Genomic DNA, 25,137 nt, shown 5'->3' on the forward strand with positions numbered 1-25,137 from the left:
TCGGCTGTGAGCCAGGGGTGTCCGGCTCACAGCCGTCTATTCGGCGGTGCTGGTCAAAGCGGTGCGCACCTCGTCCGGCAAGGGCGAGGCAGAGCCCGTTTCGGCATCGCAGTGGACGGCGACGACTCTGCCCCGAGCCGCCGGCCCATCCGGACCGTGGACCTCGAACCGGTAGGCCAACGAGGTGTTTCCCAGCCGCTCAAGGAACAGGCGGACGGTGATGCACTGGTCGAAGAAGAGACGGCTCAGGTAGTCGACCTCATGTCGAACCCGCGGCATGCGGCCGTAGAGGTGCCCCAGCCCGCGGCTGCGGAACAACTCGGCCTCGGCGGACTCCACCCAGCGGATGATGGCGGTGCCATGGTGATGGCCGGCGGCGTCGGTGTCATGCCACTCGACCCTCCGTTGCATCTCGACGTCGGCCTTGTGAGCGCCATGAGGCGTTCGCAATGAGGTTGTTTCGGTGACGGCCACCGGGCCTCCAATGAAGGGAACTCAAGTCGTGCGCCGCATCGGGAGCGCTGCCTCTTCACACGTAACTCTACGGCTGCCCAGCGATGGTGCGGCCTCAACCGCGCGACCGGGCACAGTGCCGTCTCCAGGCTGCCGACGTGACGTTTGTGGTTCTGCCGGGTGTGCGGCTCAGGCCGGTGGTGTGTGGTGTTGCCGAATGGTGCCCGCGGTGTCGGCACGCGGGGTGTGCTCCCGGTTCCACTTGTCGCTGTGACGGGCTGCTTGTACGGCCTCGGTCCCAAGGGGCGGTTGCCGATCAACCGTCAAGATCGGCCATGCCCGAGCACGAGGAATCCCTGTTCAGCGAGCAGGGATTCCGTGTGCCGCGACGCGCTCAGGGCTGGGGTGTCGTCGTCCCGGCCCTGGCATGCAGGCCCGGCCGGTCCGCGGCGAGATGCTCTCGCAAGTCGCACGGCTCGTCGACGATTATCTGGGCGAGTACCTCTGCGGACGTGGGGCCTGTGGCGATCCCGAAGGAGTGCCCCGTGTTGACGTAGAGGCCGTCGATCTTGTCGACGATCGGCAGCTGGTCGGGGGTGGTACCCACGAGCCCCGCCCACAGGCCGGTGACTCCTATCTCGCCGAGCTTGCCAGTGCGGTCAAGCGCAGTGTTGATCATGGTTTGGGTGGCCGACAGGCTGATGTGGGGGTTGAGCGAGCCGCGGCCGTCCACACTGTTGCCGACGAGAAGCGACCCTTCGGTGCTCTGCGCGAGTGTGTCGGCGTACCCGAGATCGCCGGCGGTCATGTTCAAGGGGGGCGGCTCCGGGAAGGCGGCGGGATCGTGCCCGGGGAGGTCGGTGAGGGCGCCGCAGTCGGCCACACCCCGCGGGCCGTGCAGGATCGGGCCGGGTGCGGCGGCCACGGGCTGTGTGACCAGCTGACCGACCCGCGTCGTGTGAATGGGCAGGTCGATGCCCTCGGAGCGAAGGTTCACAGACCAAGCTCCCGTGGCCCACACCACGGCGTTGGCATGCACCTCTCCGCGGACCGTACGAACGCCCACAACCGTGTCACCCCGTCGCATGGTCCCCAGCACGGCGGTGTTCTCATACACGCGCACGCCCCGGCGCAGGCATGCACTGCCCATGCCGCGGGCGAAGGCCTGTGCGTCGATCTGGGCGTCGTCCGGGCAGTACACCCCGCCGAGGGCGGTGTCAGGGAGGATCGGCGAGAGCTTCCGCGCTTCGCGGCGGGTCACCATGGAGACCTGGAGTCCCGCCTTCTTGCGGTCCTCGGCGTAGCGCTCCACGTGTGCGACCTGGGTGTCGGTCTCGTAGAAGAAGAGCCCACCGTTGCGACGGAACTCGAAGGTCGGGCCTAGCTCCCGTTCCAGCGCGGCATATGCCTCACGCCCTCTTCGGGCGAGCTCCAACTCCGTGCCTGTGCGGCGCACCTGCAACCACAGTGAACCCGGGTTGCGGCCTGTGGCGCCGAACGCGAAGAACCGCTGCTCCACGATGACGACGTCGAAGCCTCGCTTGCGCAGCTCGTATGCCGTGCAGAGACCGATGATGCCGCCCCCGACCACCACGATGTCCGCAGAGTCCAGTCCTCGCGCCGTGCCGCTTCCAGCACCGGCAAAGGAAGCTGCACCTCTCTCCCTCATACCGCCTTCTCGCCTTCATTGAGCCGCGAAAGCGGCACACGCGGCCATCGAAACAGGCGCGCGGGCCGCCGAGCCACCACAAAACCGCAGAGGCCGGCCTCGGGGCGCTCACTCTTTTCAAGGACACAAACCTATAGGCGCAGTCAGCCTCCCTCCTCCGGGAACTTACTGAAGACCGGGTCGAATCATCGTGATTTTCACAGTCGTGCCTGGCAGGGGTCGCACTAAACTGGCGGAATCTGGACTGCGGTCGGCAGATGGAAGACCATCACCGCTTAGTTTAGGAAATGTTCCATGACGGAGATCACGGCCGGCTGCGCGCTCGGTGATCTGCTGGGCAACGACCGGCTGGGATTGACCCTGCTCGTGGACAGGCCCGCAGCACGCGGGCGGCTGGTGCGCGGTGCCCGGCTCCTCCTTCCGGGTGAGCACACCCAGATATGTGAAGACCACATCTTGATCTCGCTCCCTGATCCGGGTGAGGGCGCCTCGATGCGCGAGTATCTGGAAGAGCTGGAGAGTCTCCCGGGGTCGCTCATCATCGCGATTCGCGTGAAAGCGGGCACAGTTGTCAGTCTGGATGGCTGGGCGGGTCAGCACGTCGTCCTCGGCCTCCCGGGCGACGCCGATCCCGCGGAGCTCATCACCGAGGTGGCCCGTGCCACCGCGCGGATCGAGGAGACACTCACCCGCAGACTCACCACGCTCCAGCGGTCCCTCGCCCAGGCCCTGGCGGCTCCGCGCCCCCTTCAGTCGCTGACCTCACGGTTGGCCAAGGTGTGCAGCGCGGTGGCCACGATCATCAGCAGCAGCGGGGCGGCCGAGCACCCGACAGGGCCGCTTCCCCTCTCGCTCCTCCTTCCCGAGATCAGACGCACCCGCAGCGAGTCACAGATCTTCGGGATCGAGGGCTGGCACGGGATGGCGGTCAGGGTCTCCGACGGTGCGTCCGACAATGCCAAGGGCGGCTGGCTGCTGGTGGCGAGCCGACGCGCCTCGTTCCCGGACCAGTACTCGATGGCGGCGGTGTACATCGCCGCCTCTCTGGCCGAGACGAGCATGCAGATCGAACTGGCCGCCCAGCGCCAGGAGCGGGCGGTACGCAGTGCCATTCTCGAACAGGCGCTGGCCCTGCGCGCCGAACGTCACGATGCCGAGCTGGCAGAGAGGTTCGCCTCGCTGGGGTTCTCATTCGGCCAGGAGACACGGTGCATCGTGGTCGAACTCGCGCAGGAGTCGTCGTCGGTGCGCGATGCGGCCGCCCTGGACAGCATGTACCACACACTGCATCGTGAACTCACCGCCGAGGACATCCCTCATCTGCTGGTGCTGCGCGAAAATGCCGTCGTCGGCCTTCTCCAGACCACTGCCTCAACGGCACGCAGAACCTTCGTCAAGGTCAATGGAAGTCCACGCGACTTCCTGCTCGGAGTCGGCCGACAGACAAACGGGGTGGGAGACATAGTCGACTCCTATCATGATGCGCAACTGGCTGTCCTGGTCCTGCTGCGCCGTGTCGATGCGTCCCAACTCAGCATGGTCTACGAGGACTTCGACTTCGCCACTCGACTCTTCTCGGATGTGGGCCTGGAAAAGATGACGGCCTGGGCGGGCGAGTTGCTGCGTCCCATCAGGGACAACAAGCTCATGTTGCAGACCCTGGCCACGTACTTCGAGTACCAGCAGAACATCATGGAGGCCGCGAAGGTCTTGGCGGTCCACCACAATTCGCTGCGCTACCGCCTGTCCAAGATCGAGGCCGCTCTCAACGTGAGCCTGCGGGACCCGGCAGCGGTGTCGTCACTGTTCCTCGCCTTGACTGCGTACTCCATGGCCTGGGCCGAATCCGATCTCAACCGCTCCATCACGCCAAGTGCTCGGCCCACAGCCATCGGCGATTCGCGTGTCGCCGATGCCGGCGGAGCCGTACTCGATGACGCACAGCAAGGGCTCTCGTCGGGGTTCGGCGCGGCGATCGGTCCGGATCGCTAGCTCATCGCCCCTGTAGGACGCGGCGGCGTACATTTCCGTATCTCCCCCAGAGCAGCACTGGGATCTGGGATCCTGCGGCCTCCGCGTCGTGCAACGCTTCGGTGGCCACCGGAGGGGTCCAGTGGCCGCCGGACGAAAGACCGGAACAGCTCGGGTCGACTCCCTGTGCTCGCTGTGCGTGCTCCCTACTGGCGACCGATGCTGTGGTAGACGTCGGAGCGGTTCCGCTTCAGGTAGAGCGCCAGGCCGCCGCCGGCCAGGGTGACGCCCCAGATGAAGATGATCAGGACGTTCTTCAGGGTTCCCGTCGCTCCGGTGAGCAGGTCGAAGTGCTGGGTCGCCAGGACCAGCGTCACACACAGCACGGCGAAGACGATGAGCGACGCCGCCGCTGCTCCGACGGCCTTCCCGTGTACGCGGTCGCGCAGCAGGAAGACGCCGATCGCGAGCGTGACGAGCAGCAGCATGATGACGAAGACGTAGCTGTAGAGGCCGGCCAGCCGTGCGTAGAGTTCGTCCTCGGACGCGTTCATGATCGCGAAGACGGCGAGCACGAGCAGCGCGGTCACGCTGAGGGCGAGCGAGGACCTGTGCGGGGATACGTGCCGTTCGTGGGCCCGGCCGAAGCGTCGGGGGAGGATGCCGTCGGCAGCGAGGTTGAACACGTATCGCGCGCTGATGTTGTGGGCCGCGAGAGCGAGAGCGAACGAGCTGGTGAAGAGCATGATCGTCGCGGCGTCGTACGCGAACTGGCCGGTGTACTGCTTGATGCTGTCGGTCGACGCGGTCACCATGTTCTTGTCGACCACGTCCATCACGGCGGCGGCACCGTAGGAGTTGATGAAGCACCATGCGGTGAGGGCGTAGAGACCGGCGAGCAGTGCCACCACTCCGTAGGTCGCCATCGGGATGGTGCGCTCCGGCTTGCGTACTTCGTCGCGGAAGATCACGGTCGCCTCGAAGCCGCCGAAGAGACCCATGCCGAAGAGGAACGCGATCGGCATGGAGCCCGAGAAGACCTGGTTCGGTGTGAAGGAGTCGAAGCCGATGCCGTGCGCGCCGCCCTTTGCGAGAACCGAGATGTCGTAGGCGACCATCAGGAGCAGCTCACACGCCAGGAACAGGGTGAGAACACGGCTTGAGAAGCTGATGTTGAAGTGGCCGAGCACGCTCGTCACGATGAGCATCAGGCATGCCCACACCCACCATGGGGCCTGGGGGCCGTGGAAGACCTCGACGATGGCGGTGTTGAGGGCGATCCCGCCGAGCGCGTAGGCGCTGAGCAGGGCAACGAAGTAGCAGGTGAGAGCCGTGAAGCCGGAACTCAGGCCGACTCCCCTGCCCAGTCCGGCGGTGATGAGGGCGTAGAAGCCGCCGGGCTTCTTCAGTCGTGCGGACATGGTGACCAGGCCCACCGCCAGCATCGTGACGATCACTCCGCAGGCGAGGAACACCACTGGCGTTCCGACTCCGTTGCCGAGCAGGACCGCGACCGGGATGAACCCGAGGAACACTACGACCGGGCCGTTGAAGGCGACGACCGTGAAGATCAGTTCGAGCACACCCATGTTGCCGTGCAGGCCCACGGTGTTCGCGCCGCTCGAAGCCACTTCGGCACCAGCAGCGGCTTCACTCGCTGTGCTCATATGGCATCCTCCACATGTGATTTCACGGATGCGTCGCCGCCCGCTCAGGGGACCTCGGTGTGGCGTGCACCACGTGTCATTTGAGATGCCAGAACGGTAGGGATTCCTTTCGGACACCTCTATGGGAAGAAGTCCGAAACTCGGTGGCGAGCCCTGCCATCTCCACGACGAGGACCGCGTCCGGTGTGGCGCGGCAGAACGACGATGCTCCCGGCAAGCCTGCCAGGAGCATCGTTCGTGCCTCAAGGGTGGGTGTGCGGGAGGCTCAGGCTCTCCGCCGGTCGATTTCCGCGGTGAGCGCGGGCAGGACCGTATGGAGGTCGCCCACGACGCCGAAGTCGACGAGTCCGAAGATGGGTGCTTCTTCATCTTCGTTGACGGCCACGATGGTCTTCGACGTCCGCATGCCGGCACGGTGCTGGATGGCGCCGGAGATACCGGCCGCGACGTAGAGCTGCGGCGCGACGGTCTTGCCGGTCTGGCCCACCTGGTGGGTGTGCGGTATCCAGCCCGAGTCGACGGCGGCGCGGGAGGCTCCCACGGCCGCGCCGAGGGTGTCAGCAAGGGCCTCGACCGATCCGAAGTCACCGCGGGTGCCTCGGCCGCCGGAGACGACGATCGCTGCCTCGGTCAGCTCGGGGCGGCCGGTGGCCGCGCGCGGCTGGGTGTCGTCGATGCGGGCGGTCTGTGCGAGCTGGGAGATCGTCACCGCGAACGGCGTGACGGTGCCGGCGCCGGGCGACTCTTCGGGGGCGGCTGAGTTGGGCTTGACCGTGATGATCGGGGTCCCGGTGGTGACCTTGCCGGTGACGGTGTGACCGCCGGCGAAGACCGACTGCGTGGTGGTGCCGTCGGCGTCGATGCCGACGGCGTCGGTGATCAGGCCCGAGCCGAGTTTGATGGCCAGACGACCGGCGATCTCCTTGCACTCGGCCGAGGAGGACAGCAGGATCGCGGCCAGGTCCCTGTCGGCGGCGAGCTGGTGCAGCGCTTCCGCCTTGGGGGCCACGAGGTAGTCCCTGATGTCGGTGTCGTCGATGACATAGACCCTTTCGGCGCCGTACGCCTTGACGGCGTCGGCGACGGACGGGCCGGCGTCGGCGCTGCCGATGAAGACGGCCGACGGCTCGCCGAGTTGCCCGGCGATCGTGAGCATCTCGTACGTCGGCTTCTTGACCGTGCCCGCCACATGGTCGACGAGGACCAGAACCTCAGACATGTCGTGTTCCTTCTCAGATGAACTTCTTGCTTGTGAGGAAGTCGGCGAGCGCGACGGCGCCCGAGCCCTCCTCGTCCTTGACGATCTCGCCGGTGGTGCGCGGGGCGCGGGCGGCGGTGGCCTCGACGGTGGTCCGGGACGCGTCCGGGCCGACCAGGGACGCGTCGATGCCGAGGTCGGCCAGGTCCCAGGTCTTAAGGGGCTTCTTCTTGGCCGCCATGATGCCCTTGAAGGACGGGTAGCGGACCTCCCCGGACTGGTCCGTGACGGACAGCACGAGCGGCATGGTGGCACTGATCGATTCCGTGGCGGTGTCCCCGTCGCGCCGGATGTGTACCCGGTCGCCCTGGGTCTCCACCTGCGACGCGAGGGTGATCTGCGGGATGCCCAGGCGCTCGGCCAGCATGGCCGGGACGACGCCCATCCCGCCGTCGGTCGAGGCCATACCGGTCATGATCAGGTCCGGTACGGTGCCGTCGCCTGCCTTCTTCACAGCCTCGGCGAGCACCAGCGAGGTGGCGATCGCGTCGGAGCCGGCGATGGCCTCGTCGCAGATGTGCACGGCGCTGTCCGCGCCTATCTGCAGAGCCTTGCGGAGAGCGTCTTCGGCGTCGTCGGGGCCCACGGTCAGGGCCGTGACGGCGATCTCCTCGTCGCCGCGCTCCTCCTTGATCCGGAGTGCCTGCTCGATCGCGTACTCGTCGAGTTCGGACAGCAGGCCGTCGACGCCGTCTCGGTCGACCGTGTTGTCGGGCTCGAAGCTGCGGTCTGCGGTGGCGTCGGGCACGTACTTCACCAGGACGACAACGTTCATGAGAAGAGAGTTCCTTCGGTCAGTTGGCGGCCAGGGCCGCCGCACCCTTCAGGGTGACGAGATTGGAGTTGAGCACGACGACTTTGCGGTCCGGGAAGAGGTGCCGGTGCTGTTCGTAGGCGGAGGAGACGATGGTGCAGCCGATGACGACGGACTGCACCTCACCCGCCGCGGCCAGGTCGGCCACGATGTGGTCCACCGCTTCCGCCGCGCCGCGGGCTGCGGGCCCCTGCGGGTGCATCGCTGAGTAGGACCACGCCGGCGAGGTCGATGAAGTGGCGGCCGTCGGTCCGCGGATGCCCATCAAGCCGCATCAGCCCGTGGCCTTCAGCATGACGTGTTTGACCTGGGAGTATTCGTCGATGGCATGGGCCGATAGCTCCTTGCCGTAGCCGGACTGGCCGAAGCCGCCGAAGGGCATCTCGTTGGCCAGGACGAGATGCTGGTTGAGCCACACGGTCCCGAAAGCGAGTTCCCGCGTAAAACGCAGGCTCCGGGCGACGTCGGTCGTCCAGACGCTGGCGGCCAGACCGTAGTCGACCCCGTTCGCCATCGCCAGCATCTCGTCGTCCGAGCCCGCGCGCTGGATCGTGACCACCGGGCCGAACACCTCACGCTGGACGATCTCGTCGTCCTGCCGCACCTCGGTGATCACGGTGGCCTCGTGGTACCAGCCCGGGCGATCGATCCGGTTGCCGCCGACCAGGACGGAAGCGCCCGCCGAGCGGGCACGCTCGACGAAGCCCTCGACGCGTTCCAGTTGCCGCTGTGAGATGACCGGGCCGAAGTGGGACAGCTCGTCTTCGGGGTCACCGCACCGCAGGCCGGCCACGGCCTTGCAGTAGGCATCGGTGAAGGAGTCGTAGGCGGCGTCCTCGACGATGACACGGCAGGGCGCGGTGCAGTCCTGGCCGGCGTTGAGGTAGCCGGTGGCAGCCAGTTCGCCGGCGACGGCCTCCAGGGGCGCGTCGGCGAAGACCAGGGCCGGCGCCTTGCCGCCGAGTTCCAGGTGGACGCGCTTGAGCGTGGCGGAGGCCGCGGCGGCGACCTTCCTGCCGGTGGAGACGTCTCCGGTCAGGGACACCATGCGCACGGCGGGGTGTTCCACGAGGGCCGCGCCTGTGGTGCCGTCGCCCAGGACGAGGTTCAGGACACCGTCGGGCAGCACCTCCCGCGCCAGTTGGGCGAACAAGAGCGTCGACAGGGGCGTCAGCTCGGAGGGCTTGAGAACGACGGTGTTGCCCGCCGCCAGCGCCGGGGCGAGCTTCCACATCGCCTCCATGAGCGGATAGTTCCACGGAGTGATCAGCCCGACCACGCCGAGGGGTTCGCGCCGGGTCATGGAGGTGTTTCCGTCCAGGTACTCGCCGGCCGCGCCGGCATGGGCGATCCGTGCGGCGCCCGCCATGAACCGCAGCACGTCCGCGTCGTACGCGATCTCTTCGCGTGCCAGGCCCAGCGGCTTTCCTACGTTGAGGATCTCCGCCCTCGCGAAGTCCTCGCGGGCGGCTTCCAGCCGGTCCGCGAGGGTGAGCAGCAGCGTGGCCCGCTCGGCCGGTGTTGTGCGGCCCCAGGTACGGAACGCCATGGTCGCCTTGTCGACCGCGGAGGCGACTTCTTCGGGTGTCGCGTTCCGGAAGGCGGCAAGGGGCTCACCGGTCGCGGGATTGTGGGCGACGGAGACGGTGCCGTCCTCGGGGGCTGCGCGCCAGTGGTCGAAGAGCGGACCTGTGAGCGGGGCGGTGGGCATTCGGACGTGGACCTCCTGGACAACGGTGAGGCGCGGGCCGCAGGACCGGGCTGCACCGAGACGGGTACGGCCTCTTGGCTGGCCAGTCTTGTCCTGCGGCACCGGGCCGGGAACTGTGATGCGCACAAGACCCGGCCCGGTCACTTGTGACCGGTACGGGGGCCGGAGCAGGCGACGCGGCAGCGTCCGAGCAGGGCGTCGGCCGTCTACTGCGCGGTGGCGGCGGAGCGCAGCGCCTTGGTCAGATCGTCGGGAAGCGGCCGTGACATGCCCGCGTTGGATGGTGCCGTCATCCAGGCTCACGCCCCCGGTGCGGCGGGTCCGTGCGGGCCATGACGACAAGAAGGTGCCGCGTGACGGACCCGCGTGGTGGTCCTCGGTCAGGCCGAGGTCGGCGGGCTGGTCAGGGCCGCCGGGTGCTCTCCAGGCCAGTGGGGTGCGGGTCGTTGTTCGGTCGGCCGGGCTCGGTGTCCGTCCAGGCGTCGTACGCCTGCGACAGGGTCGGAAACCAGATGTCGTCGTGGCTGACGACGTGGTCCAGGAAGCGCTCAAGCATGATCATGTTGTTCGCCCGGCCGATGGTCTGCGGGTGGAGGGCGAAGGTCATGAGACCGCCGGAGCAGCGCTGGTGGGCGAAGTCGAAGCTGTCCTTCCAGCGTTCGAGGACTGCCTGGTTCGACTGCATGAGCGGGCTGCCCTTGAACGACTCGAGCTCGGGGAAGTCGTCGAGGCTCCAGTGCACGGGAAACTCCAGCGCCTGGCTCTCGGGCCCGAAGGTGTTGCCCCGTTCGAGGTCCATGTGGGTGACCATACGCGGGTGGTACGGCGTGAAGTCGCGGCCCATCAGCGAGGAGTCCCAGTCGAAGCCGTACTCGGCGAGCAGATCGAGCGTGATGTCGGTGACGTCCAGGGCCGGTGAGCGGTACCCGCGGGGCCGGGCACCGAGCAGCCGCTCGTGCTGCTCCAACTGCAGCTCGATCAGGCGCCGCTCCTCGTCCGGATCGAGTTTGGGGACGTACTCGTGAAAGACCCCGTGGGCGGCGATCTCGTGACCCGCGGAGACGATCGCGTCGACGGCGGGGCGGAAGGTCTGCATCGTGTGCGTGGGCACGAACCAGGTGGTGGTGATGCCGTACCGCTCGAAGGTGTCGAGCAGACGGGGCACACCGACCTCGGCGCCGAACTCGCCGCGTGACAGCAGTGTCTGGGAGGTGGAGCGGAAGGTACCCATCCAGACGCTGTGCGCGTCGAAGTCCGGGCCGAGCGAGAGGGCGAGTCGCTTGCCCTCGGGCAACTGAAGTGGCATGAGCACGTTCCTAGTCGGTCGGTACGGTCCGGTTGGCGGTGCCGTCGGCGGCGTCAGCCGGCGATCCAGCCGCCGTCGACGTGAATGACCTCGCCGTTGACATAGGCGGCCCCCTCACTCGCCAGGAAGAAGACAGTGGCCGCGATCTCGAGGGCTCACCGCCTCGTCGAGCGGGGATGAGCAGGTCCGCGAGGCCCGTGCTGGTGCCCACGCCGACATCGGCCGCAAGCCGGCGACGCACCGCTACTGGGGTGCGGGCACGTAGACCGCGCCGCGTGCCAGTACGGGGGCGACAAGCTCGTCGGAGCACAGCTCTTCCGGCGTGGCGAGTGTGATCGGGCGGCGGGCCTGGCCGGGGTAGCCGAGCGCGGAACGCACCTCGCTCGACATGTAGTAGGCGGAGTGCAGGGCGAACACCACCTGTTCGAGGTCCTTCCCCGTCCAACGCTCGATGTCCGCGAACGTGCACGTCTGCGAGGCGGCTGCCCGTTCGCCGGCCCTGGTGACGGCCGGTTCCAGTCGCGGGTCGGCCTCCAGTGCCTTGTCGAGCAGCTCCAGGTGTGCGCCCACCGCGCGTCCGGACGGAAGCTGTTCGGTGCCCGGAAGCAGCACATCGAGGATCGAGGCGAGACCACCGCGGGTCCGGTCGTCGATCATGTTCTTCCGCTGAGTCCGCTGAATGTCCATGGTCATACCGGAACCTTCTGATTGCTCGCCGTGTCCATCAGGTGCTCGACCGCGCGGGCGGCGAAGGCCACCACCGTCGATGTCGGATTGACCGAGGACGAGGTCACGAACACGCTGCCGTCCAGGACGAAGAGGTTGGGTACGTCGTGGGCACGGCCGTACTGGTCGACGACCGAGGTGTCCGGGTCGTCACCGCACCGGGTCGTCCCGAGCATGTGCCAGCCGACACCCGGCATCCACGGCACGACCTTTGTCTCGATCGCCCCGGCGGCCTGGTGCGCCTCCCGCATGCGCTCCACGTTCCACTCCAGGTTGCGCACGCTGTCCTCGGAGAGCCGGTAGGTGATCTTCGGTGCCGGGATTCCGGAACCGTCGACCATGTCGGGGCTGAGGGTCACGGTGTTGGTCTCGTCCGGCAGGTCCTCGATGGAGGCCGCCCACTCGAAGGCCCGGCCGAGGGCGCGTTCGACCAGTGCCTGGCCGGCCGCACCGGTCCGTTCGGCGAGGGGCAGGTCGGCGTATCGGGCCAGAATCTCCATGGGGCCCGGGATCGCCATCGCCGACCATTTGGCGCCGCGGGCGAAGCCCCGGCTCAGATCGGTCTCGGCGAACTGCAGGGAGTACAGGTTTGCGCCGAACGGACCGAGCCAGCTTTCGAGTTGGTCGGGGTAGATACCCATGACGCCGACGAAGGGGTGCATCATCAGCCGCTTGCCGACCAGGCCCGAGGAGTTCGCGAGGCCGTCGGGGAAACGGTTCGAGGTCGACAGTTGGAGCAGGCGCGGGGTGCCGACGCCGTTCGCGCACACCATGACGACCGCGGCGGATGTGTGGTGCTCCTGGCCTGTGGCGTCGATCCAGGTCGCACCGTCGGCGAGACCGGCCTTGTCGACTGTCACCTCACGCACCCGCGCCTCGGTGATCAGTGTGGCGCCCGCGGCGAGGGCCGCAGGCCACATCGCCACGTCGAACGATCCCTTCGCGCCCTCGGGACACCCGGACATACATGTGCCCCAACGCGCGCACGCGCCCCGGTCACCGTGGGTCCTGGTCATGATGGCCTGGGTGCCGGGCCACCAGTGCCAGCCGAGCTTGTTCATGCCCTCGGCGGCCTTCACGCCGATGCGGCCGATCGGCACGCCGGGCATCGGCGGTTCGACGGTCGGCGGGTACGCCGGGTCACCCGGGCGCCCGGAGACGCCGATCATCTCGTCGAGCAGGGTGTAGTAGGGCTCCAGGTCCTCGTACGTCAGCGGCCAGTCATCGGCGAATCCGTACAGGCTGCGCACCCGGAAGTCGGAGGGGATGAAGCGGGGCCATTCGGCGCCGTAGAAGATGCTGCTGCCGCCGACGCCGTTGAAGTTCAACGGATGCACGTCGGCCTCGGACACGTCGCAGGGGTAGTCCCAGGTTCCGCGCCGCACGTTGGGGTCCGCCGACCACGAACTCGCGAGCAGGACGTCCCGCTCCAGTTTGTCGCTCGGGTAGTCGATGCGGTTCACCCAGCCGCCCTGTTCCAGAACGGTGACCCGGTAGCCGCTCTCCGCCAGAATCCGGGCCGACGTCGCTCCGGCGGGACCGGCCCCGATGATCAGCACATCCATCGCTGCCTTGTCCGGCGGCGGCCCGACTGCTGTCATCTGAAGTCTCCTCGGTAGGTCCGCGACGCCCCGCTCTCCCGGCGGGGCCGTCCTGGCCGTGAGGGTGCTCACTTGTCCGGCAGCCTAAGGAGCCCCGATCCGGGACCAGTACAGTGAGCTGTCCAAATCTCTCGGGGCCCGGCGGTGAGAAGTCCAAAGTCGCTGATCAACCCAGACGCCCCCCGTTCGGGTCGCCTGCGGAACGCTCCGTCGCGGCTGCGTACGGTTCCGGTGAGGCGGTAGACCCCGAGCCCGGTGACCCGCTCGTAGGTGCAACGGGTGGTTCCGTTCCTGGAGGATCCCTTGCTGGTCCAGAACCTGCCCGCACGCCCCGGTGGTCGGTGTCTTCGCGCCCTGCGTCCTGCACGTGTTCTTCGGGCCGGATCTCGGCGCCATCAACAAAGGCGGGCCACTGACCGACGCGCAGGCGACCGCGCTGGCCCCACGGCCCAGGGACGGGAAGCGGGCGGTCGGCACCGGGCCCGTTGTGCTGGACGACCGTGACCGGCTGCTGCTCGACCTGCTGACCCGCGACGGCAGGGCGCCGGTGGGTGAACTGGCCGATGCCACGGGACTGTCGGTGTCCACGGTGCGCCGCCGCAGCAGCGATCTGCGCGCCGATGGCGTGCTGTACTTCGACATGGACTACCACCCCGACGTGCTGCACCCGTCGGCGGAAAGCTTCCGTATGGACGGGTCGCCAGGCTTGCCCGCTTGCTGGGCTACAAGGACTCCAGCATGATCTACACCCTGCGTGACAACAGCCTTGCCCGTGCCGGACAGCGGTTTGCACAAAGCGCCGCCCAGGACGACAAGAAACCCTCTGCCGAAGAGCCTGACGGCACTGACCCAGGCCGGATGAAGCCAACCGCCGCCTGACCGAACACCAAGTAGGGGAACTGCCGTTCATGACTACCGCCACCCTCGGCTCTGGGTCCGTACCCCCCATGCCCGACAGGACACCGAAGGCGCTCCGCGCCGCCATCGCCCAGCATGCGCCGCAACTCCTCGTCGACTTCGACCGGCACTGGCGCCGTGACATCGCCGACGCCTACGACCTCGCCGGGGTCGCCGAGGTGACCTGGCCTGACAACTGCACGCCGAGCGGCACGAGCGCGGTGTGCAACATCCCCGTGGTGCCCGCGATCGGGGGCGACTACGAGGACCAGGTGTTCTTGAAAGTGCGCGCGGCCGACGGCGCCGAAGCCGGCGCGCAGGGCAGGATCACCTACGAGGCGACGGCCACCGGCGGGGCCCGACGGCACGCTCACCGCGCCGCACGAGAGCTTCGAGACCACGCTCACCGTCGGCGCCGGGCCCGACCTCGCCATCGCCCCCATCGCCGACATAGAGGACGGTCAGCCCGGCGAAGAGCGGACGATCCCCTTCAAGGTCACCAACAACGGCAACGAGAGCGCGAACGGGTTCAGCGTCAAGCTGTACGCCTCGTACGGCCTGACGGATCTGACCCGGTACGACGCCTGCACGTACACCACGACGGACGGCACCGACTACGCACCGTCGAACCAGGCAATCTGCACGTTCGACCAGGTGCTGGCGCCGGGTGACTCCTTCGAGTTGCCCGAGCCGCTGACGGTGCGACTCGCCCCGCACTCGCTGAACGAGCGGCTCGACATCGACGTCGAGCCGGGCGACGGCGCCCAGGACATCGACTCCCAGAACGACTATGTGGCCGTCCAGATCGGCGCGGAGAACACCGCGGACTTCTCCGTGAGCGGTGACGCCGTCTCCGGCGCGGCGGGCGAGACGGCCACGGCCCAGCTCACGTTCAAGAACAACGGCGCGGCCTGGCTCGGCAACCTCGGCTCCGGCGACCCGGTCGCCGAGGTCCGGCTGATCGTGCCCGAGGGCACCACGGTCACCGGCGTGCCGCCCGGCTGCTCCCCGCGCACCCTCGACGGCGGCTACCACCCGAAACAGACGGGCGCCCCGCGCTACGACTGCAACCTGCGGTACTGGGTGCTGGAGGACACCCAGCGCACGTTCGCGTTCTCCGTGCGCGTCGACACCTTGGTCCCCGGCGCGACCGGTGCCGTGAGCATCCACCCGACGTTCGGCGAGTTCGGCGAGTACCCCTTCGACTTCGACCCGGACCTCACGAACAACCCGGCGGTCCTGGCCGTCAACTGACCGGTCCGGGGGTTCGGAGCAAGCCGTCCAAGCGGCTTGCTCCGAACCCGCTCTGCAAAGCGGACACCGCCGGCCGGTCACACCTGAGGGCTTTGATCCAGATCGTGGAGGCGCGCAGGTGAAGTCCGGCGCGGTGGCTGTCCGGGGTCGTGACGTGTCCGTCGGTCGCGGCCTGCGCCATCCGCCATGCGGTGGTGACGATGCCCGCGGTCGGTGATCCTTCCCGGTGGTCATGGACCGCGGTCGCCTGGGTATGGCGGGCTCGTCTCCGCGCTCGCATCGGTCGCCGCGGCGACCACGCCCTCGGCGACCAGCCGCGGCCCCGGCGGGCTCGGGGGCCGGACGCTGACTTGAGTGCGTGTGCGACGTACTTCAGGATCTTCCCATGATGTCTGAGCCACGTGACCAAGGCGAGCTTGTGGTGATCGGTGAAGCAGGCAGACGCTTCGGGCTGAGCGTCTCCACCCTGCGCTACTGGGAAGAGCGCGGCCTGATCCACGCGACACAACGGCGTGGGGGGCGCCGTTACTACGGCCCCGATCAGCTGCATCGCATCGGTCTGATCCAGATGTGGCGGGAGACCGGGCTGATGAGCGTGGACGAGATCGCCGTCGCCCTGGGCGGCGAGGGCGACTGGCGCGAGGCGGTGCAAGGACGCGTACGGGCGATCGAGGAGCAGATGGACCGGCTGCGGGTCGGCCGGGCGCATCTGGAGCACCTGTTGACGTGTCCCCGTGACGCTCCCGCCATCGAGTGCGAGTACCTGCGCAAGGCGGTCGCGGAGCAGATGAGAGGCAACCCGGTCACCCCGGAGGATCTGCGCCACGACGGCGACGAGGATGCCGAGCCACACTCTGGCCACCGGGCGCCCGCACCGGACGGTCGCCGCACGTCCGCGCCACCGGCTCAGCAGAGCACGACGCGATAGGCGCGCAACCACTCGGCGGTCTGCAGAAGCAGGGCGAGGGTGTCCCGGACCCGCCACATGCCGGGACTGTCGCAGGGGCGGGCGAGCAGCGCGAGCAGTGCCGCACGATCGACCAGGGGCGACAAAGCCGAGTTGCGGTCGGACAGTTCGGCGCGCATCTGCTCCCGCAGGCCGGCCTCGTAGTCGGGGTGCACGTTCACGGGAAACGATGTCTTGCGGCGCTCCAGGACATGGGCGGGCAGCGCGCCGGCCATGGCGTCGCGGAGCAGTCCCTTGACCCGGCCGCCCGGCGACTTGATGTGCCACGGCGTGTTCCACAGGTATTCGACGAGCCGGTGATCACAGAAAGGGACCCGGACTTCGAGGCCCGCGCGCATGCTCGTCCGGTCGGTGAAGTCGAGCATCAGCGGCAGCCAGCGTGTGAGGTTCAGATGGAACAGCTCACGGATCCGGGTGCCCAGCGGATCCTCCCCGGGAAGCCGGGGCACCTCGGTCATCGCCTGTGCGTGGTCGTCGGCCAGATGCCGGGCGACCCGCCGCCTCAGGTCGCCGTCGAGGACAGGGCAGACGGACTGGGGAATGGCCGCCCAGGGCAGGGCGTGCTGCGCGCGGGCGGCGGGCGAGTGGAACCACGGGTAGCCGCCCAGCGACTCGTCCGCCGCATCGCCCGAGAGGACGACCGTGACCTCCTTCTTCACCACCCGGAACATCAGGTACTGGGCGGCGTTGATGTCCGCGAAGCCGGGTACGTCGCGGGCGCGCAACACCTCGGAGCGTGCCCGCAGCACGTCCTCGGTGTGCAGCAGGATCTCCGTGTGCCGGGTCCGCAGTGTCTCCGCGACCGAGTGGGCGAACACGGAGTCCTGCTCGGGGCGGGTGGCGTCGGGTGTGAAGTACTTCTCCTGGTCCTGGAACCCGACCGAATAGGTGGGGGTGACGCCGTCGTGGCCGATCACGTCGGCGGCCAGGGCCGTGATCGCGCTGGAGTCGAGTCCGCCGGAGAGCAGGGCGCCGATCGGAACGTCGGACACGAGCTGCCGTTCCACGGCGTCCTTGAGCAGTCGCCGGACCGTACGGACGGTGGTGGGGTGGTCGTCCGGGTGCTCATGGCTCTCCAGTCTCCAGTACGGCCGTTCGCGCCGGCCGTCGGCGTCGGCCAGGACGAGATGTCCGGGACGCACGGCGCGGATCCGGCGGAACACCGACCGTCCAGGCACGGGTGTGACGCACAGCATGGCGGCCAGCCCGTCCGGGGTGACCTCGGGCCGCGCGAAGGGATGCGCGAGCAGTGTCTTGAGTTCGGAGCCGAACACCACCCCGTTCGGGTAGGGCAGGAAGTACAGGGGCTTCACGCCGAGGCGGTCACGGGCCAGCAGCAGCGCACGCCGGCCGGGGTCCCAGAGCGCGAAGGCGAACATGCCGTCGAGGCGGGTCACACACTCCGCTCCCCACTCCAGGTACGAGCGCAGCAGGACCTCGGTGTCCGAGGACGTGCGGAAACGGTGTCCGCAGGAGGTCAGCAGGCGGCGCAGCTCGCGGAAGTTGTAGATCTCACCGCTGAACGTCACCACACAGGGTGCCTCGCCGCCGCGGGCCGCGGTCATCGGCTGTCTGCCGCCCTCGACGTCGACCACGGCGAGCCGGCGATGGCCCAGTGCCGCCTGGCGCGACAGCCACGTACCGCCGTCGTCCGGGCCGCGTGGGGCAAGTGTCCCCGTCATCGCGTCGAGTACCCGGTGTTCGTTTCCCAGGTCCCGTTCCCAGTCGACCCAGCCCGCGATTCCGCACATACTCCCTCACTTCCCTTGTGCGGGACTAGTCCTGATTCGTCCCGTAGCGGGAGGTTCGCACCTCAAGCCGGCTTGAGTTCAAACCCGGTACGGCCGGTCGGGTCAGTCACGATCCTCAGCGCCCACACCCTTGACCTCAAGCCGGCTTGAGGATGCAGGGTGGCTGTTGCAGAAGACTTTTATCTGCAAGCAATGTGCATATACGACGCGAGGAGACAAGTGGTGAGCCGTGCCGGCAAGACGACGCTGCTGGCCACCCTGTATCTGGTTCAGGACGTCGAGTACTCCTTCTTCTTCCTGGCTCTCGGCGTCATCCTGCGCCGCCGCGGTGTCTCCCTCGAACACCTGGCACTCATGAACCTGCTGGGAGTCGCCTGGGCGGGAAAGTTCCTGCTGGCTCCCCTCGTGGACAGGTTCTCGGTGCAGCGCTTCGGTCACTACCGCGCGTGGCTGATGGGCACTCAACTCGTCCTGGTCCTCGCCCTGTTGTGTCTGGCTCCACTGGACCCTGTGCACCGGCTGCCGGTCGTGCTGGCCGTGATGACGCTCGTCCTGCTCGTCTCCGGCGCGCACGAGGTGGCGATCAACGGGCTCGCGGTACGTCTGCTGGCCCCGCACGAGCGCACCATGGCCGGCGGCTTGCAGACGGCCGCCATCAGCGTCAGCATGATCCTGGGTTCCAGCGGATCCTTGCTGCTCTATGCCTCCGCGGGCTGGCCGATCACCGTCATGGCGCTGGCTGCCGTCTTCCTGGTCCCGCTCGCCCTGCTGGCGCGTTTCCGGGAGCCGCCGGCTCCCGGCGCCCGCGGCACGGGCACGCCGAACGCGCTGCTGTCGTTCCCCCGCAGGCGGGGCGCGGCACGCTGGATGCTGCTGATCATCCCCCTCTACACCTGCGGGGTGTACGTCGCGGAGGCCGTGGTCTCTCCGATGCTGGTGGACGCCGACTGGTCGTTGTCGCGCATCGCGCTGGCACAGGGCACGTTCGGAGGGATCGCGGCCACCGGGGCGGCCCTCACGGCCGGACTGGTCATCGGGCGCATGAGCCGGCACCGTGCTCTGCTGCTGTTCGGGCTGGCGCAGGCGGTCTGGCTGCTGGGCTTGGTGCCGCTCGCCCGGGGTGTCGACGCCGGGGCGGTGGCCGCGGGCGCCGCCCTCCTCACCACGGTCGTGGTGGTCGGTGTCCAGGCCCTGAACGCCGCTGCGAACACCGCCGTCTACACCACTGCGTTGGACGTGGCCCGCCCCCGTACGGCAGCCACCGACTTCGCCGTGCAGGTCGCCGTCCTGGGCATCCTGCGGCTGCTGGCGAACTCCACCGGGCTGGCCCTGGCCGGGCTCCTCGGCTACTCGCCCCTCATCGTCGTCTCCTCGGCGTCCGCCGTGGCCGGCACGCTCGCCGCCACCGCCTGGGCCCGCACGCACCATCTCCGCCTCGTCAAGTCCGCTGCCGCGGACCCCACCGGCACCGACATCGCGACAGCGGCCTGAACCGCCTGCCGCACCCGACCACGGAGGAACGTCTGCGCATGGCCAGCCCCGCCCAGGAGGACGAGTCCCCTCCCAAGCCTCCCGTGCCCACGCCGTCCGTTCCCCCGCCCGGCGTGGGCACGGGACACCTGCAGCGCCCCGGCGCGACCGCGCGGATGCTGCGCCCGGTGCGCGGCAGGCTGATCACCGCCGCATTCCTGGCCGTTGTCGGCGCGAGCGCCGGCCTCGCCCCGTACGTGGCCGTGTCCGAACTCGCCAGAACCGCACTGGACGGGGGCGTCGACCGGCCCGGCATGGTGTGGACGTGGGTCCTCGTCGGAGCCCTCGGCGCGCTCGTCCGGCTCGTCGCCGCGACCGTCGGTACCGACCTGGGGCACTACGCCGACGCCGAGATGCAGCATGGCATCCGGTCACGGCTCGTCAGACACCTCGGCGTGGTACCGCTCGGCTGGTTCCGCGACGCGGGCTCCAGCGAGGTCAAGAGGGCACTCACCGACGACATCGAGGAGATGCACCACCTCATCGCCCACGCCACCGGGGAGATGGCGGGCGCTGCTGCGGTCGTTACCGTCAGCTTCGGCTACCTGGTCACCGTCGACTGGCGGATGGCCCTGGTCACGCTCGCGGTGCCTGCCCTGCTGGTCGGCAGTTACCGCCTGTCCATGCGTTCGATGCCGCATCATGTGCGTCGGCTGATCACCGCCGAGGGACGCGTCGCCGCCGCCGCCGTCGAGTACGCCGACGGGATCGCCGTGGCCAAGACGTTCGGCACCGGCGGCGGATTCCTGCGCCGCTTCTCCGCCGCCGTCGACGAGCAGACGGCGGCGATGCGGGTGTGGGTCGCCGAGAGCAGGGCCAGTTCGGCGGCCAGCCGCGTGCTGCTGTCGGAGGTCACCGTGCTGGCCGTGGTCCTGGCGGTGGGCAGCGCTCTCGTGGCCCACGGCTCGCTCACCGTCTCCGCCCTGCTGCCGTTCCTCGTCGTCGGGGTCGGGCTGCCCACGCCGATGCTGCCGGTCGTCCAGGGCTCCCAGACGCTGCGCAAAGCACGCATGGCGGCCGCCCACATCGAGGACCTGCTGGCCGTCACGCCCCTGCCCGAGCCGGCCGAGCCCCGGCTGCCGGAGGGCACCACGGTGGAACTGGACCGGGTGATGTTCTCCTACGACGGAGCGCAAAACGCGCTGACGGACGTGTCGTTCGTCTGCCACCGGGGTACCACGACCGCGATCGTCGGACCGTCCGGGGCCGGCAAGACCACCCTGGCGATGCTGCTGCCCCGGTTCTACGACGTCACCGCCGGCGCCGTCCGGATCGGCGGCGCCGACGTCCGCTCGATCCCCTCCGACGACCTCCTCGCCCACATCTCGCTGGTGTTCCAGGACGTGGCGCTGCTGTACGACACGGTCCGCGAGAACATCCGCGTGGGACGGCCGGACGCCACCGATGAGCAGGTGCGCGAGGCGGCCGGGGACGCGCGGATCCACGAGGTGATCGAACGGCTCCCCCAGGGCTACGACACCGTCCTCGGCGGGCAGGCGGCCGGGCTGTCCGGCGGCGAACGCCAGCGACTGAGCATCGCCCGCGCCATCCTCGCCGACGCGCCCGTCATCGTCCTCGACGAGGCCACCGCGGCGGTCGACCCGGACAACGAAACCGCGATCCAGCAGGCCGTCTCCCGGCTCACCGAAGGAAAGACCCTGATCGTGATCGCGCACCGGCTGCGCACCATCACCGACGCCGACCAGATCGTCGTCCTCGACCAGGGCCGGCTCGTCGAGTCCGGCACCCACCATGAGCTGCTCGCCCGCCGGGGACGGTGCGCCCGCATGTGGCGGGCCCAGCAGCCGGCTTCCTCCGAAGCCAGGGCCGAGCCCACGGGGAAGCCGGCATGATCCGCCGGCTGTTGCGGCTCTGGCCCCAGCGGTCGACGCTGCTCACGCTGGGAACCCTGCACATCGCGTTGGCCGTGCTCCAGGGCGCGTTGCTCGCCCTGCTCATCCCCGTGCTGCACAGGCTCCTGACACCGCACCCGGGCCTCATGGCGGCCCTGCCGTGGCTGCTGGCCGGTTCCCTCGGTGTGGCCGTGTACTGGGCACTGACCGTCTATGCCACGCCCGTCGGATTCGCGGCGAGCATGCAGCTCACCGCCGCCGCGCGCCGGACCGTGATGGAGCATGTGACCGCACTTCCGCTGGGCTGGTTCGGCGCCGCGAACAAGGCGCGTCTGGCCCGTACGACGGCCAGCTCCACCAGCGAACTGGGCCGGCTCGTGGCACAGATCGGCCCGCAGGTGATCGCCGCCACCGTCGTTCCGGCCACACTGGTCGTCGTCACCGCCCTGGTGGAGTGGCGCATCGCCGTGGTTTTCCTGCCGACGGCACCGCTGGCCGTCGCGGCGTTGCGCCGCTCGGGCCGGATCGCGGCCGAAGCCAACACAGCACTGGACGAGGCCGCCACCGAACTCGCCGGGCGGGCCGTCGAACTCGGCCAGGCGCAACACGTGCTGCGGGCCGCGGGCCAGGCCACCACCGGGGGTGAACGGTTGCGTGAGGCACTCGACGAGCACCGGCTGCGCTACCGGCGTGGACTGCGGCGTTCTCTGCTGCCGGGCCTGGGCTACGTGGCCGTCGTCATGGCCTGCTTCGTCGCTGTGATCGCGCTGGTCGCCCGGTTTCTGCTCGACGGCTCCCTCGCCGTCCCGGACGCCGTCGTGCTCCTCGTTCTGGCCGTGCGGTACGTGGAGGAACTGGGCTCGCTGAACGGGCTGATCGGCGGGTTGCGGGCGATGGAGAACGCCCTGGTGCGGGTGGAGACGCTGCTGCACACCCCGCCGCTGCCGCGGTGCGCACGGCCCGTCACCGCTCTGTCCGGCACCGACATCGTCTTCGACCGCGTCACCTTCTCCTACCCGTCCCCCGGCGATGCCACGGCCGCGGCGAGGCCCGCGCTCGCGGAGGTGTCCTTCCGCTGCCCCGAGGGCTCCACCACGGCGCTGGTCGGGCCGTCCGGCTCGGGCAAGACCACGGTCACCCGGTTGCTGGCCCGGTTCTACGACGTCAAGTCCGGCGGCGTACGGATCGGCGGCACCGATGTGCGCGACCTGGACCACGACGTCCTGATGCGGTCGCTCTCCATCGTCTTCCAGGACGTGTACCTGTTCGACGGAACGATCGAGGAGAACGTCCGGCTGGCCAGTCCGCAGGCCACCGACGCCGAGTTCGCGGCGGCGGCGCGCGCCGCCTGCCTGGACGAACTCGCCACCCGGCTGCCCGACGGCTGGGCGACCCGGGTCGGTGAGGGCGGAGCCCGGCTGTCCGGCGGGGAACGGCAGCGGGTCTCCATCGCCCGCGCGTTGCTCAAGCAGGCCCGGATCGTACTGCTGGACGAGGTGAGTTCGGCTCTGGACCCGGAGAACGAGAACGCCGTACAGCGGGCCGTCGCCCGCCTGTGCGCGGACCCGGGCCGTACCGTCGTCGTCATCGCCCACCGGCCGGCCACCCTGGCAGGAGCCGATCAGGTCGTCGCCCTGGACGAGGGGCGCATCGCAGAGACCGGAACCCCCGAGGAACTCCTCGGCCGCGACGGCGTCTTCGCCCGGATCTGGCACCAGTACGACCAGGCCCGCACGTGGCACGTCGGCCACAGGGACTAAACCCTCTTCTAGCCTTTCGGCCAATACGACCGGCCCGGCGCAACCGTCAGGATGAGGGGGTGACCCAGATGCGACGCACAGCGGAGATCGCAGGTGCCGGATTCGCCGGCCTCACCCTCGCCACAGGGCTCGCCCGTCAGGGGTGGCGTACGCGTACACGAACGCGGTCCACATCTGCGGGCGTTCGGTGCCGGCATCTTCCTGTGGGAGAACGGTCTGACGGTTCTCCGTGAACTCGGCGCGGCCGACGCCGTCCTGGCCGACAGCCACGAGGCGCCCGGCTGGCAGGAACGCGACGCGGACGGCACGCAGATCGGCTCCCGCCCGCTGCCCCTGCCCAACGGGCTGAGGATGGTCACACTCACCCGGCAAACCCTCTACTCCGCCCTGCTTGAACAGGCCAAGGCATCGGGGGTGCAGGTCCGTACCCGTTCCCGGGTCGTCGCGGCCGGGCCCGAGGGGGTGCTGCGCACCGCCGACGGACGCGCCTGGCCCGCGGATCTGGTCGTGGGCGCGGACGGCATACGGTCCGCCGTCCGCGAATCGCTCGGGCTGACAGCCGAGCACGGCACGTTCCCCATCGGCCTGTACCGGTTCCTCGTACCACTGGACCGCGCCCCCGGCGAGCACGGGCCATGGCGCGACTACGTGAACTACTGGAACACACGACTCGCGCGACGGGTCCTCTACGTCCCCTGCAACAGCCGGGATCTGTATCTGCTGCTGAGCGCCGAGCACACCGACCCGGCGCTGCGCACCCCGCTCGACGCGGACGTGTGGTGCGAGAGTTTCCCCGTCCTGCGCAGCGTCCTTGCCGACCTGCCGCCGCGGCCTCGTTTCGACCGCTACGAGATCGTACGGCTGCGCCGCTGGTCCACGGGACGCGCGGCCGTACTGGGTGACGCGGCCCATGCCATGCCTCCGACCATCGGACAGGGCGCGGGGACCGCCATGATCAACGCGCTCAACCTGGCCAGGGCCGTCGCGGCGGCCGCTCCGGGGGACATCCCTGCCGCACTGCACGGCTGGGAGACGGCGGGCCGCCCGGTCACCGAGCAGACCCAGCAGGAGTCACTGGACGCCCTGCGTGGCCTCTTCCCGCGTGCGGGGGAACGGCGGGACGAGGTCTGGACCGAGGGCACGCTGAACGCCGCACGCAACGTACCAACGCCCTGAGAACGACACGAAACGGCACCGCACGGGGGGACATACGCATGGTCGACCTGCACATCGAGGAATGGGGCCAGGGAAACCGGACCGCGGTCCTGCTGCACGGCCTCTCCGGCAGCTCGCGTACCTGGTGGCAACTGGCTCCTGCCCTGGCGGCACGCGGCTATCGCGTCCTCGCACCCGACCTCGCGGGGCACGGCAAGAGTCCGCGCGGCCGCTACAGCCGCGAGCGGTGGGCCGACGACCTGCTGGCCAACCTGCCGGCCGAGCCGAGCCTGGCGGTCGGGCACTCGCTCGGCGGCACCCTGCTGGCCATGGTCGCCGACCGGTTGCGGCCCGCCCTGGCCGTCTACGAGGACCCGTCCTGGTATGTGACCGAGGGCGGGTTCGGAGCCGCCATGGAGTGGATACGGACCTTCAAGGACCTCACGCTCACCGACCTCCAGCACACCTCGCCCCACTGGGCCCAGGGCTCCTACGAGGCGCGGCTGGCCGAACTGGCCGACTGGGACCCGGACACGACCCGTATGGACTACCTGGAGACGGCCTACCTCCCGGTCGTCCCGCTCGTGCCGTCCCTGGTGATCCTTCCGGACCCCAGCGAACTGATGCCTCCCGCCCGGGCCGCCGAATTCGAACGGGCCGGTTTCGAGATCCGTAGGGTGCCCGGCACGGGACACAACGTCCATGTGGACGACTTCGACGGCTTCCTCAGGGCGCTGACCGGCTGGGCCTGAGCGTGCCGCGGTCCGGGAGACGCAGCACGCACCGTGTCAGCG

Annotated in this window: 22 protein-coding genes and 1 pseudogene; 11 read left to right on the top strand and 12 right to left on the bottom strand. The window is 69.2% G+C overall.

All coding sequences use genetic code 11. From position 1 onward, the window contains the following. Positions 1 to 36: 36 nt before the first annotated feature. Positions 37 to 474 (bottom strand): acyl-CoA thioesterase, encoded by a 438-nt coding sequence (locus ACFYTE_RS34675; protein WP_388719208.1) that lies wholly within the window; start codon positions 472 to 474, stop codon positions 37 to 39. A 373-nt stretch (positions 475 to 847) separates the two neighbouring features. Next, positions 848 to 2,047: an NAD(P)/FAD-dependent oxidoreductase gene (locus ACFYTE_RS34680; protein ID WP_388719210.1), complete on the bottom strand. Its 1,200-nt coding sequence runs from the start codon at positions 2,045 to 2,047 to the stop codon at positions 848 to 850. Between the two features lie 369 nt (positions 2,048 to 2,416). On the opposite strand from ACFYTE_RS34680, the gene ACFYTE_RS34685 reads away from it, so the two are divergent. Further along, positions 2,417 to 4,114: a PucR family transcriptional regulator gene (locus tag ACFYTE_RS34685; protein WP_388719211.1), complete on the top strand. Its 1,698-nt coding sequence runs from the start codon at positions 2,417 to 2,419 to the stop codon at positions 4,112 to 4,114. A gap of 185 nt (positions 4,115 to 4,299) precedes the next feature. Here ACFYTE_RS34685 and ACFYTE_RS34690 read toward each other — a convergent pair whose 3' ends face one another. The 9 genes from ACFYTE_RS34690 to ACFYTE_RS34730 all read right to left on the bottom strand — a co-directional run bounded on the left by ACFYTE_RS34690 (position 4,300) and on the right by ACFYTE_RS34730 (position 13,176). After that, on the bottom strand, positions 4,300 to 5,760 hold the full coding sequence (locus ACFYTE_RS34690) for an APC family permease (protein WP_388719213.1): 1,461 nt from the start codon (positions 5,758 to 5,760) through the stop codon (positions 4,300 to 4,302). Positions 5,761 to 6,025: 265 nt separating this feature from the next. After that, complete coding sequence (locus tag ACFYTE_RS34695; protein WP_388719215.1) at positions 6,026 to 6,979, bottom strand: electron transfer flavoprotein subunit alpha/FixB family protein; 954 nt, start codon at positions 6,977 to 6,979, stop codon at positions 6,026 to 6,028. Positions 6,980 to 6,992: 13 nt separating this feature from the next. Then, positions 6,993 to 7,793 carry an electron transfer flavoprotein subunit beta/FixA family protein gene (locus tag ACFYTE_RS34700; RefSeq protein ID WP_388719217.1) on the bottom strand — a complete coding sequence of 267 codons (801 nt, stop codon included), beginning with the start codon at positions 7,791 to 7,793 and terminating at the stop codon, positions 6,993 to 6,995. Between the two features lie 19 nt (positions 7,794 to 7,812). After that, the gene (locus tag ACFYTE_RS34705) at positions 7,813 to 8,034 is read right to left on the bottom strand and encodes a hypothetical protein (RefSeq protein ID WP_388719219.1); all 222 of its coding nucleotides are present in this window, start codon (positions 8,032 to 8,034) and stop codon (positions 7,813 to 7,815) included. Positions 8,035 to 8,106: 72 nt separating this feature from the next. Further along, positions 8,107 to 9,543 (bottom strand): aminobutyraldehyde dehydrogenase, encoded by a 1,437-nt coding sequence (locus ACFYTE_RS34710; protein ID WP_388719221.1) that lies wholly within the window; start codon positions 9,541 to 9,543, stop codon positions 8,107 to 8,109. A 403-nt stretch (positions 9,544 to 9,946) separates the two neighbouring features. Further along, the gene (locus ACFYTE_RS34715; protein WP_388719223.1) at positions 9,947 to 10,849 is read right to left on the bottom strand and encodes a polysaccharide deacetylase; all 903 of its coding nucleotides are present in this window, start codon (positions 10,847 to 10,849) and stop codon (positions 9,947 to 9,949) included. Between the two features lie 53 nt (positions 10,850 to 10,902). After that, the gene (locus ACFYTE_RS34720; protein ID WP_388719309.1) at positions 10,903 to 10,995 is read right to left on the bottom strand and encodes an SDR family oxidoreductase; all 93 of its coding nucleotides are present in this window, start codon (positions 10,993 to 10,995) and stop codon (positions 10,903 to 10,905) included. A 97-nt stretch (positions 10,996 to 11,092) separates the two neighbouring features. Next, on the bottom strand, positions 11,093 to 11,542 hold the full coding sequence (locus ACFYTE_RS34725) for a hypothetical protein (RefSeq protein WP_388719225.1): 450 nt from the start codon (positions 11,540 to 11,542) through the stop codon (positions 11,093 to 11,095). Beyond that, a complete protein-coding gene (locus tag ACFYTE_RS34730) occupies positions 11,539 to 13,176 on the bottom strand; it encodes a GMC family oxidoreductase (RefSeq protein WP_388719227.1) in 1,638 nt (545 codons plus the stop codon). The genes ACFYTE_RS34725 and ACFYTE_RS34730 overlap by 4 nt, the downstream gene beginning before the upstream one ends. A gap of 367 nt (positions 13,177 to 13,543) precedes the next feature. Here ACFYTE_RS34730 and ACFYTE_RS34735 point away from each other — a divergent pair, with 367 nt between their 5' ends. The 5 genes and pseudogenes from ACFYTE_RS34735 to ACFYTE_RS34755 all read left to right on the top strand — a co-directional run bounded on the left by ACFYTE_RS34735 (position 13,544) and on the right by ACFYTE_RS34755 (position 16,255). Next, positions 13,544 to 13,918, top strand: coding sequence for a winged helix-turn-helix transcriptional regulator (locus ACFYTE_RS34735; RefSeq protein WP_388719229.1), 375 nt, complete (start codon positions 13,544 to 13,546; stop codon positions 13,916 to 13,918). Further along, positions 13,915 to 14,055, top strand: coding sequence for a hypothetical protein (locus tag ACFYTE_RS34740; protein WP_388719231.1), 141 nt, complete (start codon positions 13,915 to 13,917; stop codon positions 14,053 to 14,055). The genes ACFYTE_RS34735 and ACFYTE_RS34740 overlap by 4 nt, the downstream gene beginning before the upstream one ends. Before the next feature lie 468 nt (positions 14,056 to 14,523). Further along, positions 14,524 to 14,571: pseudogene (locus ACFYTE_RS34745) on the top strand (hypothetical protein); the annotation flags it as partial. A 156-nt stretch (positions 14,572 to 14,727) separates the two neighbouring features. Beyond that, positions 14,728 to 15,327 carry a hypothetical protein gene (locus tag ACFYTE_RS34750; RefSeq protein WP_388719233.1) on the top strand — a complete coding sequence of 200 codons (600 nt, stop codon included), beginning with the start codon at positions 14,728 to 14,730 and terminating at the stop codon, positions 15,325 to 15,327. Positions 15,328 to 15,715: 388 nt separating this feature from the next. Continuing rightward, entirely contained in the window at positions 15,716 to 16,255 is a 540-nt protein-coding gene (locus ACFYTE_RS34755) for a MerR family transcriptional regulator (RefSeq protein WP_388719235.1), read from the top strand. Here ACFYTE_RS34755 and asnB read toward each other — a convergent pair. Next, positions 16,234 to 18,045, bottom strand: a complete 1,812-nt coding sequence (asnB, locus tag ACFYTE_RS34760) for an asparagine synthase (glutamine-hydrolyzing) (RefSeq protein ID WP_388719237.1) — start codon at positions 18,043 to 18,045, stop codon at positions 16,234 to 16,236. The two genes, ACFYTE_RS34755 and asnB, sit on opposite strands and share 22 nt — an antisense overlap. Before the next feature lie 222 nt (positions 18,046 to 18,267). On the opposite strand from asnB, the gene ACFYTE_RS34765 reads away from it, so the two are divergent. The 5 genes from ACFYTE_RS34765 to ACFYTE_RS34785 all read left to right on the top strand — a co-directional run bounded on the left by ACFYTE_RS34765 (position 18,268) and on the right by ACFYTE_RS34785 (position 25,095). Then, the gene (locus tag ACFYTE_RS34765; protein ID WP_388719239.1) at positions 18,268 to 19,536 is read left to right on the top strand and encodes an MFS transporter; all 1,269 of its coding nucleotides are present in this window, start codon (positions 18,268 to 18,270) and stop codon (positions 19,534 to 19,536) included. A 38-nt stretch (positions 19,537 to 19,574) separates the two neighbouring features. Further along, positions 19,575 to 21,428: an ABC transporter ATP-binding protein gene (locus ACFYTE_RS34770; RefSeq protein ID WP_388719241.1), complete on the top strand. Its 1,854-nt coding sequence runs from the start codon at positions 19,575 to 19,577 to the stop codon at positions 21,426 to 21,428. Further along, entirely contained in the window at positions 21,425 to 23,188 is a 1,764-nt protein-coding gene (locus ACFYTE_RS34775; protein ID WP_388719243.1) for an ABC transporter ATP-binding protein, read from the top strand. The genes ACFYTE_RS34770 and ACFYTE_RS34775 overlap by 4 nt, the downstream gene beginning before the upstream one ends. A 93-nt stretch (positions 23,189 to 23,281) precedes the next feature. Then, on the top strand, positions 23,282 to 24,364 hold the full coding sequence (locus tag ACFYTE_RS34780; RefSeq protein ID WP_388719245.1) for an FAD-dependent oxidoreductase: 1,083 nt from the start codon (positions 23,282 to 23,284) through the stop codon (positions 24,362 to 24,364). A 38-nt stretch (positions 24,365 to 24,402) separates the two neighbouring features. Continuing rightward, positions 24,403 to 25,095 carry an alpha/beta fold hydrolase gene (locus ACFYTE_RS34785; protein WP_388719247.1) on the top strand — a complete coding sequence of 231 codons (693 nt, stop codon included), beginning with the start codon at positions 24,403 to 24,405 and terminating at the stop codon, positions 25,093 to 25,095. Positions 25,096 to 25,137 lie beyond the last annotated feature (42 nt).

Source organism: Streptomyces sp. NPDC004629 (assembly GCF_042873595.1).
Classification (GTDB): Bacteria; Actinomycetota; Actinomycetes; order Streptomycetales; family Streptomycetaceae; genus Streptomyces.